Genomic DNA, 11929 nt, shown 5'->3' with positions numbered 1-11929 from the left:
CGGTCAATGTGAGAACAGAAGGCGCGATCCGGCGCCCGCGAAGAAGACGGCAAGACTGCCCTCGATCCACCGCCGCGCACGGGCGTAGCCGCGCACCATCGGTGCCGTGGAGAAGAGCACGGCATAGCCGGCAAAAATCGAGATCCCCAAGAGCACGCAGCCGCCGAAGGCGGTGACGGCCATCTCCGGCGAAGCGCCCGGCTTGAGGCCGAGCGACATGATCGCCACCCAGGCCAGAACCGCCTTCGGATTGCCGAGATGCATCAGAACGCCGCGACGATAGAGCGCGCCGCGTTGCGCGGCAGGCCGCACGGCCTCGCTTGCCGGCCTATCCGGGGCGGCGGCCGAGCGGGCCGCTCTCCAGGCGAGCCAGAGAAGGTACAATCCGCCTGCGATCTTAAGGAACAGCAGGGCATGGGCATAGCGGACGAGGAGTGTCGAGATGCCGGTGACCGCGATCAGCCCCCAGCATGTCGACATCGTTATAACACCAGCGGCAAGGGCGAGCGCCGGTCGACGCCCTTGCCGCATCGCCACATTCATGATGGCCATATTGCTTGGTCCGGGACTGCCTGCAGCGATTGCGTAGGCAATGTAGACGACGAGAAGATCCTGGTAGACGACGAGAAGATCCTGCATTTACGTTTTTTTCCGAAGTTTGCGCCCGCACGCCCCACGAAGACGAAGAATGCCCCGTCGGGAACCGCCAATAAGCTTCCTTTTCTTCCAAAATTGGTTCATCATGAAGCGCCATTTTGAAGAATTTGTATAGACCATTTTGCGATGTCCAAACGGCGCAGCACCATCGAAATACCATCGCTCGAGGCGATCGATCGAACGGCCAATGTCGGTCGCCAGCTTGCGCAGGCCCTGCGGAACGCAATCGCCCGCAGTGAGCTGAGGTCGGGAGAACGCCTTCCTTCGACGCGTAGCCTTGCGGCTTCGCTGAAAATCGCGCGCGGCACTGTCGTCGAGGTGTTCGATCAGTTGACCGCAGAAGGCTATCTCGAAGCGCGGGTCGGAGCCGGAACCCGCGTTGCCGCTGATCTGATGGACGCGACGCCGGCCCGCCCGCCCACTCCGGCAGTGCCGTCTACTGCGGATGCTGTCGATCTGCCGTCCCAGGCGGCCCGGCTGATTTCCATCGCCCGTGCGCTCACCCCTCACCCGCCCGTTCCCTTCGCCATCGCCGTCCCGGCCTGCGGTATTGCGCCGGACGACAACTGGCGCCGTCTCGGCAACCGTGTGCGCGCGTCGCGACAGGCCGCCCCCTCGGGTTACCACGATCCTATGGGTTTGCTCGAACTCAGGTTTGCCATTGCCGATCACGTCCGCCGCGCGCGGGCCGTTCATTGCGAGCCGGAACAGGTCATCGTCACGTCGGGCACCCAGCAAGGCCTCTATATGGCAGGCCGGGTGCTTCTCTCGCGTGACGATGCGGTATGGGCCGAGGATCCAGCCTATCCCGGGCTGACGGCGGTGCTCGACGATCTCGACGTCCAGACGCACCGCCTGCCGGTCGATGCACAGGGAATGAACGTGGAACGCGGCCTCGAGCTATGCCCGCAGGCGCGCGCCGCATTCGTGACCCCGTCGCACCAATATCCGATCGGAATGCCGCTCAGCATGGCTCGGCGCAATTCCTTGATCACCTGGGCCGACCAAAATCGCGCCTGGATCGTCGAAGACGACTACGACAGCGAGCTGCGTTATGCCGGACACCCCTTTCCCTCGATGCAGGGATTGCGTCCCTCACGCGTCATCTATCTCGGCACCTTCAGCAAGGTGCTCTTTCCCTCCCTGCGCCTCGGCTACGTCATCGCCCCTTCGCCACTCGCGGAAGCCTTTGCCGGCGCCCGTGCCATTCTCGACCGGCATTCGCCGACCGCCGAACAGCACGTTCTGGCGGCCTATATGCGGGAAGGCTATTTCGAAGCGCACATCCGACGCATCCGCGGCCTCTATGCCGAGCGCCGCGCTGTTCTGCTTTCGGCGCTCGATCGGGCCTTGCCTGAGGGCTGCCGCGTCCAGCAGAGCGACCAGGGCATGCATATTCTTCTATGGCTGCCCGAGGAGGTCGACGACGTGCAACTCGCAGCCCGCGCCCTCTCGGCCGGCCTCGCCGTGCGGGCGATCTCCCCGATGTATGCCACGCGGCCGGCGCGCCCCGGCCTGATGCTGGGCTTCGGCGGATTTTTGCCGGACCAGCTGCAGGCGGCGGTCGGCGAACTCGTCAAACTGCTGAGCCAGCAGATGTCTCAAGCGGGAGGCCCGCAACAAGCTGAAGGCTAAACCGTCAGCCGTTCCCAGCTGTCGTCCATCTGGTTGCGGAACCATGTCATTTGCCGCTTGGCATATTGCCGCGTCGCCGCAGCACCCTTCTCCAGCACCTCGTCGCGCGTCATCTCGCCCCTGACCATCGCCGCAATCTGCGACACGCCGATTGCCTTCATCACAGGCGCCTCGGCCGGCAGGTCGAGCGCAAGCAGCGCCCTCACCTCGTCTTCCGCACCTTGCTGCAGCATTTTTTCGAAACGCCCGTTGATGCGCTGATGCAGCACCGCCCTATCCGGCAGCACGACGATCTTACGGGCCTCATCGGCGTCGATCACCACCGGCCCCGACCGGCCCTGGAAATCGACGATCGACCGTCCCGTCGCCTTGATCACCTCCAGCGCCCGGACGATCCGCTGCCCGTCCTGGCGGTTGAGGCTTGCCGCCATGGCGGGATCGGCCTCGGCGAGTTCGGCATAGAGCCCGTCCGGCCCCTCCTCCACCAGCCGCGCCCTGAGTTTCTCCCGCAGCGCCTCCGGTACCTCCGGCATATCGGAGAGCCCGCCGGTCAGCGCCTTGAAATAAAGTCCCGTGCCGCCGACGAAGACCGGCAACCGCCCTGCGGCCCTGAGCGTCGGCAGCAGTGCTGTGACATCGCGCAGCCAGGCGCCGGTGGAATAGGCCGCATCCGCCGGCACGTGGCCGTAGAGATGATGCGGCACGCCCTGCATTTCCTCTTCCGACGGGCGCGCGGTCAGCACCCGCAGCGTGTCGTAGACCTGCATGCTGTCGGCGTTGACGACCGCGCCGTCATGGCGTCTGGCCAATTCGACGGCGAGCGCGGACTTGCCGCTGGCGGTCGGCCCGGTTATCAGGATCGCGTTCACTGTGCTCAGAAGGTTTTCCATCATGGCCCTCGTTGCCACGCTTGTTGCCAATCCGTCAAATCCCGTGCTGACACCGGAACTCGCCGAGCGGGCGGCCGAGGCCGTGAACGCTTCCGGTCTCTACTGGCTGGCCGATGGCGTTGCCTGCGACATCGCGCTGCGCGACGGCAGCGATAGGCAAGCGGCCGAGGCCAATATCCTTGCCGTCATATCAAGCGCGCCCATCGACCTCGTTATCCAGGAGCAGGAGACCCGCCGCAAGAAGCTGCTGATCGCCGATATGGATTCGACGATGATCGGCCAGGAATGCATCGATGAACTCGCTGCTGAAGTCGGCCTGAAGGAGAAGGTGGCGAACATCACTGCTCGCGCCATGAACGGCGAGATCGCTTTCGAGCCTGCCCTGCGTGAGCGTGTCGCCCTGCTGAAGGGGCTGCCGATATCGGTCGTCGACGAGGTCATCGCCAAGCGCATCACGCTCACCCCGGGCGGTCCGGAACTGCTTGCCACCATGAAGTCGAAAGGCCATTACACCGCGCTTGTCTCCGGCGGCTTCACCGTCTTCACCAGCCGCATCGCCGCTACCCTCGGCTTCGACGAGAACCGTGCCAACACGCTGCTCGAAGACGGCGGCATTCTCTCCGGCTTCGTCGCCGAACCGATCCTCGGAAAACAGGCGAAGGTCGATGCGCTGAACGAAATTGCGGCAAGCCTCGGCATTTCGCCGGAAGAAGCGATCGCCGTCGGCGACGGCGCCAACGATCTCGGCATGCTGCAGCTAGCCGGCTCCGGCGTCGCCCTCCACGCCAAGCCCACCGTCGCTGCTCAAGCGCAGATTCAAATCAACCACGGCGACCTGACCGCCCTGCTTTATATCCAGGGTTACCGCAAGACGGATTTCGTCACGGCTTGAAGGCGATACCAGCGACATTCTCGAAATCGGGGCTGATCTCTGGCGGCTCGCACGGAAGGGCAACCTCCGTCAGCCCGCCAAATAGCCCTGTCACCTTCGGACCGCTCCGCCAACGGTCTCGTTTCGAAAGGCCGCCCGACACACTCTCTCCGCCCTTGTGCTCGTCACAGGAATCCAGCCACCACGCGTCTGCGCGGTGAACGACTTACGCCAAGAGAGAAGAGTCTTCTGAGCCCAAGGACCTTGGGCGCACTGGATTCCTGTGACAAGCACAGGAATGAGGGAGAGTTGGAGACCACGGCGGCTAATTCACTACCGCCGTAGTTCCCCTATTCCATCGGCACCGCCACGAACCGCAGATCGCCATTCGCCCCTGCGATCATCAGCTGGGCGTTGCGGCGGCCTTCCTGTTTCAGCGCCTGCACCTTGGCGGCGACCGCATCCGGCGACTTCATGAACTCCTGCGCCACCTCGACGATGACGTCGCCGGGCTTCAGCCCCTTTTCAGCCGAGGCGGAGCCGGGTGTCACTTCCGTCACGACGACACCATCGACACTCTCGGCGATGCCGAAGGCCTTGCGCGTCTCAGCGCTCAACAGCGACAGCGACAGCCCGAGCACGTTCTTCGGCGTGGCCGTATCCGGCGACACCTGGCCCTTATGCTGGTCAGGTGTATCGGGTGCAGGCTTGGCCTGATCGCCGGAATCCGGCTGGTCCATGTCATTGTTCTCGCCGGGATCCGGAGTGATCACACCGTCGTCCTGCGAGCCATCGGGTGCTGCATCGTCGGATGCAGCCGCCTGATCGCTGTCCTCGAGCCGGCCGAGCTTCACCTTGACGGTCTGTTCCTTGCCGTCGCGCAGCACCACGACGTCGACTTCCTTGCCGACCGTGCTTTCCGCCACGACGCGCGGCAGGTCGCGCATTTCGCTGACGGTCTTGCCGTCAAATTTCAAAATGACGTCGCCAGCCTTGATCGAGCCGTCGTCGACGGGGCCGCCCTTGATGACGCCGGCGACCAGCGCGCCCTTTGCAGTGTCGAGCCCGAGGCTGTCGGCGATATCGTCGGTCACCGGCTGGATGCGCACGCCGAGCCAGCCGCGCCGCGTCTCGCCATATTCGCGCAGCTGGTCGACGACGCCGGAAGCAAGCTCCGACGGCACCGAGAAGCCGATACCGATCGAGCCGCCGCTCGGCGAAATGATCGCCGTGTTGATGCCGATCACTTCGCCCTTCATATTGAACAGCGGGCCGCCGGAATTGCCCTTGTTGATCGCCGCATCGGTCTGGATGAAGTTGTCGTAAGGACCGGCATTGATGTTGCGGCCACGCCCGGAAATGATGCCCACCGTCACCGAACCGCCGAAGCCGAACGGATTGCCGATCGCCATCACCCAGTCGCCGATGCGCATCGTGCTGGAATCGCCGAATTTCACGGATTTCAGCGGCGTCTTCGGCTCGACCTTCAGCACCGAAAGATCGGTCTTCGTATCGGTGCCGATCAGCTTCGCCTTGAGCTTCGAACCATTGGCGAAATTGATCTCGATATCGTCAGCGCCCTCGATCACGTGGTTGTTGGTGACGATATAACCGGCTGGATCGATGACGAAGCCGGAGCCAAGCGAGCTGACATTATGGTTGCCGCCCTTGTTGCCCTGCTGCTTGTTGAAGAAGTCGTTGAAGAACTCCTGGAAAGGCGAGCCGTCGGGCGCGCGCGGCGCCGGACCCGCGCCCTCATCGTCCTTCACCTTCTGCGAGGTTGAGATGTTGACCACGGCGTCGAGCAGCCCCTCGGCGAGATCGGCGACGGAAGCCGGGCCGTTATTGGGCACGGCGGCCTGGATCGGAGCGGTCTGCTGTGGTGCGCCGGCTGCGGGAGGCGTAGGAGCGGGCGCAGCCGTTTCCGGAGTAGCTGGAGCGGGTGCAATAACCCCGGGTGCGGTCGTCTCAGGCGCGGTTTGCGCATAGGCAATCCCGCTCACGCCGGCTTGCGCCAGGATTGCGGCGCTGGCCATAAGCGCGAGCGTTCGTCTGAAGGGCGAGCGAATCGTGGGGGCCATCAAGCTTCCTCATAAGGGTGCAAGCGCACATTGAGCATCAGCATAAGGCGGAATGATGGAGGGTGAAATCACCTTTTCGCGAAATCCCCGTGCAATGTGACGTGGCCTCGCAAAAGCCTGATCGTCTCAATCATTCCACGAAAAAAGGGCCGGCGCTCGGGCCGGCCCTTCCGAAATTGTCGGTGGTCGTTTCGCTGGCTGTCAGTTCGCCGGGACCGGTGCCGCGGGAGCAGCTGCGCCCGGAACTGCCGGAACTGGCGCGGCCGGATTTGTCGGCTGCAGGGTGCCGGCGGCATTGTCGAAATAGCGGAAGAATTCCGAATTCGGCGACAGCACCAGCGTCGTGTCCTGCGACGAGAGAGCGGAGGAATAGGCCGCCATCGAGCGATAGAACTCGAAGAAGGCTGGATCCTTGCTGAAGACTTCGGCAAAGACGCGGTTTCGTTCCGCATCGCCCTGGCCTCGAAGGATTTCCGCATCGCGCTGGGCGCCCGCGGTGAACTCGACAACCTGACGGTCGGCGATGGCCCGCCGCCGCTGGCCTTCCTCATTGCCCTCGGCACGGATGCGCTCGGCCTCGGCAAGGCGTTCCGAACGCATGGCGTTATAGGTGTTGGGCGCAACCTCCGGCGAAAGGTCGGTGCGGCGGATGCGAACGTCGTCTATATGCAGGCCGAGATTTTCGGCATCCGTGCGCAGGTCGTCGCGAATCTCCAGCATCATCGCGACACGCTCTTCCGAGAGAGCGGCATTGTAGTCACGCAGACCGTAGACACGACGAAGCGATGAATCGAGCTGCGCTCTCAACCGCGCTTCCGCGGCTTCGCGATCGCCCGAGACCGTTTCGCGGAAGCGGCGAACATCCGAGATGTTATAGATCACGAAGGCATCGACGTCGAAGGTCTGGCCATCCTGGACCTGAACGCGAATATTGTCGAGATCGAGCCTCAGCGCCTGCTTTTCGACCAGCTGAACGCGGTCGGCATCCATGAAGCCGAAGGGCAGCTTGAAATAAATGCCAGGCTCGGTCTTGACCGACTGGATCTGGCCGAAACGGACGACGATGGCCTGCTCGCGTGCATTCACCACGAAGATGGACGAATAAAGCCCGACCAGCACGATGGCGAGGATGATGAGAATGATGGGAAGTCTGTTCGATGTCATGACTCAACCTCCCTGCTGCGCCGGCTTGCCGAGCTCATTGAGCGGCAGATAGGGCAGGACGCCCTGCTTCTCGTCGATAATGACCTTCCGGGAATTCTTCAGCACCTGCTCCATCGTTTCGAGATACAACCGCTTGCGGGTCACGTCGGGCGCCTTCGAATATTCGTCGTTGATCGCCGTGAATCGCTGCGCTTCACCTTCCGCCTCCTTCACGACGCGGTCTTTGTAAGCGGCTGCATCTTCACGGATTCTGGCCGCATCGCCTCGCGCCTGGCCGAGCTTCTGGTTCGTGTAGCGATTGGCCTCTTCGATCGTGCTGTCGCGGTCACGGCCGGCACGCTGCACTTCTTCGAAAGCATCGGCGACTTCCCGCGGCGGCGCCACATTCTGGATCGTCACGCCGGTCACGGTCACGCCCGCGCCATAGCGGTTCATCGTGTCCTGCAGGATATTGAGCACGTCCACTTCGATCGGCTGACGATTGCTGCGGAAAGCGTCCTGCGCCGGACGTCGGCCGACGATCTCACGCATGGCACTGTCGGATACCTGCTGCAGCGTCTCCGCCGGATTTTCGACGTTGAAGAGATAGGCTTTGGGATCGCTGACGGTATAGAAGACCGCGAACTGCACGTTGATCACGCTTTTGTCGCTGGACAGCATCAGGCCGTTCGAAGACGATGCCGAAGTCGCCCCGATGTTCAGCTGCTGTACGGTCACCTTGACCGTCTCCACTGTTTCCATCGGCCAAAAGTGGAAATGCAGGCCCGGCATGGAAATCTCGTCCTTCGGCGTGCCGAACCGCAGCTCGACGCCGCGTTCGTCCGGCTGCACGACATAAATGCACTGGATCAGCCAGAAGACCGCGACGATCGCCGCGACGATCACGGCCACGCCGCCGTTGAAGCCGCCGGGTATGATGTTGCGCAGCTGGTCCTGGCCGCGCCGGATAATATCTTCCAGATCAGGCGGTCCGCCCTTGCCGCCGCCACCGCGCGGCCGGTTCGGCCCCTGTCCCCATGGTCCCTGATTATTACCGCCGCCGCCGCCCCAAGGGCCGCCGCCGCCATTCTGATTGCTCCAGGGCATCAAAACCTCGTTGTTCGTTAAGTCTCCACGCATCCGAACCGTGGGGGCTGACCGGCGGACGCGTTGGTGACCGTTATAGGTATCGCCGCATCGGCTTTCAACGCAACGTGAGAAACTTGGTCAATTTAATTGGAAAATAGTTCATTTTCAGGCGTATCGGCACTCAAGATTTGATGGAACGCGTGTCTGGAAAGAATTCATACTGCACGCCATCATCATCAGAAGCGACAACCTTTTTCTCATACAACTCAAAGTATTTATCGAAATCCGGCTCCCTACCCATAAATTCTTCTTTAGATTTGAATCGATGTTCAGGCTTTCGCCTCTCATAACGAGTTATTCGAAACGGGTATTGATCATGCTCACTCTTAGGGTAATCGTCTTCGAACCCATGCTTCCACTCGGACTTTGATCCAACTGAATCCTTCTCGAAATCGGTCTCGAATTTCGCGTCTCCATTGATAGGACCACAAAAGACTTCCGTCAGAAAAACCTGATTTATATAGCGCTCGAATATCGTATAGATTTGCTCTCCACCTATAACAAAAAACTCAAGCTTCCCAGATATAATTGAGCTTACATCGGCGAATAACAACGCCGTTTCAACGTCTCTCGCCCATTTTACAAAAGGTGAATTTGAAAGGATTTCCGAGCGAGAAAGAACAATATTTGTTCGATTTGGTAGCGGCCGATTGCCAAGTGATTCAAAGGTTTTTCGGCCCATTATAATAGCATGGCCAGACGTTCTTTTTTTAAAAATCTGCAGATCAGTGCGAAGATGCCATGGCAATCGATTCTCAATGCCAATGACATTATCCGGATAACTGCGAGCAACAATTGATGTCGCCGACGGCATTTTCACCCGTTTTCTTTTGATTCTCATTGTATGCAATCTTCGGTTGCAGAGCGCTTATCCGATGTGGTTACAGTACAGAGAGATCGCATTCAAGTCGAATGTGACTAGTTGAAATCAAAACCACGAATGAAATATCAGACGGCGATCGGCGCCTTGATGCTGGCATCGGCCTCGTAGCCGATCAACTCGAAATCGTCGAAGGTGAAGCCGAAAATGTCCTTCACATCAGGCTTGATGCGCATGAAAGGCAGCGGCTTCGGCCGGCGCGCCAGCTGCAGCTTCGCCTGGTCGAAATGGTTGTGATAGAGATGGGCGTCGCCGAGCGTGTGGACGAAATCGCCAGGCTTCAGCCCGGTCACCTGAGCCACCATCATCGTCAGCAGCGCATAGGAGGCGATGTTGAATGGCACGCCGAGGAAGATATCGGCCGAGCGCTGGTAGAGCTGGCAGGAGAGCTTGCCGTCAGCCGCATAGAACTGGAACAGGCAATGGCACGGCGGCAGCGCCATTTCGTCCACTTCGGCCGGATTCCAGGCCGAGACGATGTGGCGGCGCGAATTCGGATTGTTGACGATGCCTTTGACGAGATTGGCGATCTGGTCGATATGGCCGCCATCGGGCGCTGGCCAGGAGCGCCACTGGGCGCCGTAGACCGGCCCGAGATCGCCGTTTTCATCGGCCCATTCGTCCCAGATCGAAACGCCGTTCTCTTTGAGATAACGGATGTTCGTCTCGCCCTTCAGGAACCATAAAAGCTCATGGATGATCGAGCGCAGATGCAGCTTCTTCGTGGTAAGGACGGGGAAGCCTTCTTCGAGGTCGAAGCGCATCTGGTAGCCGAAGACCGAGCGCGTGCCGGTGCCGGTGCGGTCGCCCCGGTCGGAGCCCTTTTCCATCACATGATTCAAGAGATCGAGATATTGCTTCATGTCGCGCTGATTCCCTTTCGGCCAATTTAAGCCTTCGGAGCCGGGAAACCAATCACCGGCCGGTATTTTCCCAATGTTTCTGATGGGTCGCATAACGCTTTTATGACGTTTGCCCTTTCCTTGGGCTGAGGAAACCACTATATCAGCCTTGCCGGCTTTCGGGTCGGCTATGGCGATAAATGAGCGGTGTAATAAACCTATTGGACCCGGGGGCGGTACCCGGCGCCTCCACCAAAAACCGGCGGTCTTAGAGGCCGGCTTTTGATGGGGGCGAAACAGGATCGACAAGGGTGTAAAGATCGTCTTTTTGCTCGGCATTGTACCGCCGTTATCGGGCTAAAATTGTAGTTGCAAACGACAACTATGCGGAAGCTCGTCTCGCTGCTTAATCGCGGTGTGACACTTCAATCAAAGTCCTAGTGGTTCGCACCTCTAGGCGGGGTCCGAAGGCACCTGGCAACAGAAGCCTTCACCTTCTCCCTGCCGCCGAAATCATGTATGCTGCTTAAAAACGTGACTCGGCTCCGGTCTTTCCCAAGGCGCCCGGACGTGGCATATAACCTTGTGAAAAGACTTCCGAACCGACGAAAGACAGGAAAAGCATGGGGCAGGATCATATCCGCTACGACATTCTGGCACAGGATGCACTTCGCGGCGTCATCCGCAAGGTTTTGGCGGAAGTCGCAGCGACGGGCCGTCTGCCCGGTGATCATCACTTCTTCATCACCTTCCTCACCGGCGCCACCGGCGTGCGCATCTCCCAGCACCTGAAGTCGAAATACCCCGAGCAGATGACCATCGTCATCCAGCACCAGTTCTGGGACATGAAGATCACCGAGACGCATTTCGAGATCGGTCTTTCCTTCTCGGACGTTCCGGAAAAGCTGGTCATTCCATTCAATGCGATCCGCGGCTTCTACGATCCCTCCGTCAACTTCGAGCTCGAATTCGACGTACCGCTCGCCGATGGCGAGGAATTGCCGTCCGGCGAAATCACCGCCTATCCGGTGGATGCGGCCGGGAAGCCCGTTGACGCCGCAGGCGCAAAACCCGCCGACGGCGAGGAGAAGAAACCGGGCTCCGTCGTCTCGCTCGACTCCTTCCGCAAGAAGCAGTGATCTGGAGGGAGGCCAAGCCTCCCTTTTTCGTGAGGGTCCAGGCAACCGCATGAGCGCCGAAATCATCAATCTGCGCCAGTTCCGCAAGAAGCAGGCCCGCTCCGAAAAGGAGAAGCAGGCCGAACAGAACCGCGTCTCCTTCGGCCGCACCAAGGCCGAGAAACAGCTGACGCGCAGCCTCAACGACAAGGCCGACAAAGCCCATCGCGACGGCCGGATCGAGACGGATGACGACGGCGCGTGACGGTTTCACGCAACGCGTGAAAGCCGGAATGGATTCTGCGATCAGCCACTTGCGCACTTTCCTTGAATCGATCTGCCAACCCACCCTTAATTTGATGGAGAGTCCTGAGCGCGAGCGCGTCGTCTCGGACGCGCTGTGCTCTATCCGGGATGTGAAGGCCCAATGATTCGTAAGCATTCGGCGACATTGCACGGCCATCGCACCAGTTTCTCGCTGGAAGATGAGTTCTGGGCCGAACTGAAGACGATCGCCGGAGCCCGTTCGATGCCGCTCGCCGCCCTGATCTCCGAAATCGACGACCACCGCCCACCGGACAGCAACCTGTCCTCGGCGCTGCGCTTGCATGTGCTTTCCTGGCTGAAGGCCGCCGCCAGCCACCAGGCTTGATGCATGTTGCT

The 11929-nt window shown here is 60.7% G+C and carries 12 protein-coding genes and 1 other RNA gene; 6 read left to right on the top strand and 7 right to left on the bottom strand.

Annotated elements, in window-relative coordinates:
- Positions 1 to 3: 3 nt before the first annotated feature.
- On the bottom strand, positions 4 to 639 hold the full coding sequence (locus RWJ89_RS04260) for a LysE family translocator (protein WP_168258933.1): 636 nt from the start codon (positions 637 to 639) through the stop codon (positions 4 to 6).
- Positions 640 to 783: 144 nt separating this feature from the next.
- Here RWJ89_RS04260 and pdxR point away from each other — a divergent pair, with 144 nt between their 5' ends.
- Positions 784 to 2292, top strand: a complete 1509-nt coding sequence (gene pdxR, locus RWJ89_RS04255; protein WP_316030614.1) for a MocR-like pyridoxine biosynthesis transcription factor PdxR — start codon at positions 784 to 786, stop codon at positions 2290 to 2292.
- Here the strand turns inward: pdxR and miaA are convergent.
- Entirely contained in the window at positions 2289 to 3185 is an 897-nt protein-coding gene (miaA, locus tag RWJ89_RS04250) for a tRNA (adenosine(37)-N6)-dimethylallyltransferase MiaA (protein WP_077978752.1), read from the bottom strand. The two genes, pdxR and miaA, sit on opposite strands and share 4 nt — an antisense overlap.
- On the opposite strand from miaA, the gene serB reads away from it, so the two are divergent.
- Positions 3184 to 4074: a phosphoserine phosphatase SerB gene (serB, locus tag RWJ89_RS04245; protein WP_316030613.1), complete on the top strand. Its 891-nt coding sequence runs from the start codon at positions 3184 to 3186 to the stop codon at positions 4072 to 4074. The genes miaA and serB overlap by 2 nt on opposite strands.
- Before the next feature lie 329 nt (positions 4075 to 4403).
- Here the strand turns inward: serB and RWJ89_RS04240 are convergent, their stop codons facing one another.
- The 5 genes from RWJ89_RS04240 to RWJ89_RS04220 all read right to left on the bottom strand — a co-directional run bounded on the left by RWJ89_RS04240 (position 4404) and on the right by RWJ89_RS04220 (position 10169).
- Positions 4404 to 6134 (bottom strand): Do family serine endopeptidase, encoded by a 1731-nt coding sequence (locus RWJ89_RS04240; protein WP_316030612.1) that lies wholly within the window; start codon positions 6132 to 6134, stop codon positions 4404 to 4406.
- A gap of 201 nt (positions 6135 to 6335) precedes the next feature.
- A complete protein-coding gene (gene hflC / locus RWJ89_RS04235) occupies positions 6336 to 7298 on the bottom strand; it encodes a protease modulator HflC (protein ID WP_168287723.1) in 963 nt (320 codons plus the stop codon).
- A gap of 3 nt (positions 7299 to 7301) precedes the next feature.
- On the bottom strand, positions 7302 to 8384 hold the full coding sequence (hflK, locus tag RWJ89_RS04230; RefSeq protein ID WP_027668568.1) for an FtsH protease activity modulator HflK: 1083 nt from the start codon (positions 8382 to 8384) through the stop codon (positions 7302 to 7304).
- A gap of 163 nt (positions 8385 to 8547) precedes the next feature.
- Entirely contained in the window at positions 8548 to 9267 is a 720-nt protein-coding gene (locus RWJ89_RS04225; protein ID WP_316030611.1) for a dihydrofolate reductase, read from the bottom strand.
- A 107-nt stretch (positions 9268 to 9374) separates the two neighbouring features.
- The gene (locus tag RWJ89_RS04220) at positions 9375 to 10169 is read right to left on the bottom strand and encodes a thymidylate synthase (protein ID WP_020050783.1); all 795 of its coding nucleotides are present in this window, start codon (positions 10167 to 10169) and stop codon (positions 9375 to 9377) included.
- 111 nt (positions 10170 to 10280) lie between these two features.
- Between RWJ89_RS04220 and ssrA the strand changes: the two genes are divergently transcribed.
- The 4 genes from ssrA (at position 10281) to RWJ89_RS04200 (ending at position 11918) form a co-directional block, all read left to right on the top strand.
- Positions 10281 to 10643, top strand: a transfer-messenger RNA (tmRNA) gene (ssrA, locus tag RWJ89_RS04215).
- A 128-nt stretch (positions 10644 to 10771) separates the two neighbouring features.
- Entirely contained in the window at positions 10772 to 11287 is a 516-nt protein-coding gene (locus tag RWJ89_RS04210) for an SspB family protein (RefSeq protein WP_020050784.1), read from the top strand.
- A 49-nt stretch (positions 11288 to 11336) separates the two neighbouring features.
- Positions 11337 to 11531 carry a DUF4169 family protein gene (locus tag RWJ89_RS04205; protein ID WP_131639470.1) on the top strand — a complete coding sequence of 65 codons (195 nt, stop codon included), beginning with the start codon at positions 11337 to 11339 and terminating at the stop codon, positions 11529 to 11531.
- A gap of 162 nt (positions 11532 to 11693) precedes the next feature.
- Complete coding sequence (locus RWJ89_RS04200) at positions 11694 to 11918, top strand: ribbon-helix-helix domain-containing protein (RefSeq protein WP_316030610.1); 225 nt, start codon at positions 11694 to 11696, stop codon at positions 11916 to 11918.
- Positions 11919 to 11929: the final 11 nt, after the last annotated feature.

It is taken from the genome of Rhizobium sp. 10PS4 (assembly GCF_032464805.1).
GTDB lineage: Bacteria > Pseudomonadota > Alphaproteobacteria > Rhizobiales > Rhizobiaceae > Rhizobium > Rhizobium laguerreae.
Note: the sequence above shows the minus strand (reverse complement) of the source record. Positions and strands in the feature narration are given on the sequence as shown.

Bases quoted from the DNA above. Each gene is read 5' to 3' on its own strand.
- RWJ89_RS04200 (WP_316030610.1), top strand. From the start codon at position 11,694: ATGATTCGTAAGCATTCGGCGACATTGCACGGCCATCGCACCAGTTTC.
- pdxR (WP_316030614.1), top strand. From the start codon at position 784: ATGTCCAAACGGCGCAGCACCATCGAAATACCATCGCTCGAGGCGATC.
- RWJ89_RS04225 (WP_316030611.1), bottom strand. From the start codon at position 9,267: ATGAGAATCAAAAGAAAACGGGTGAAAATGCCGTCGGCGACATCAATT.
- serB (WP_316030613.1), top strand. From the start codon at position 3,184: ATGGCCCTCGTTGCCACGCTTGTTGCCAATCCGTCAAATCCCGTGCTG.
- RWJ89_RS04210 (WP_020050784.1), top strand. From the start codon at position 10,772: ATGGGGCAGGATCATATCCGCTACGACATTCTGGCACAGGATGCACTT.
- RWJ89_RS04205 (WP_131639470.1), top strand. From the start codon at position 11,337: ATGAGCGCCGAAATCATCAATCTGCGCCAGTTCCGCAAGAAGCAGGCC.
- RWJ89_RS04220 (WP_020050783.1), bottom strand. From the start codon at position 10,169: ATGAAGCAATATCTCGATCTCTTGAATCATGTGATGGAAAAGGGCTCC.
- hflC (WP_168287723.1), bottom strand. From the start codon at position 7,298: ATGACATCGAACAGACTTCCCATCATTCTCATCATCCTCGCCATCGTG.
- miaA (WP_077978752.1), bottom strand. From the start codon at position 3,185: ATGATGGAAAACCTTCTGAGCACAGTGAACGCGATCCTGATAACCGGG.
- hflK (WP_027668568.1), bottom strand. From the start codon at position 8,384: ATGCCCTGGAGCAATCAGAATGGCGGCGGCGGCCCTTGGGGCGGCGGC.
- RWJ89_RS04240 (WP_316030612.1), bottom strand. From the start codon at position 6,134: ATGGCCCCCACGATTCGCTCGCCCTTCAGACGAACGCTCGCGCTTATG.
- RWJ89_RS04260 (WP_168258933.1), bottom strand. From the start codon at position 639: ATGCAGGATCTTCTCGTCGTCTACCAGGATCTTCTCGTCGTCTACATT.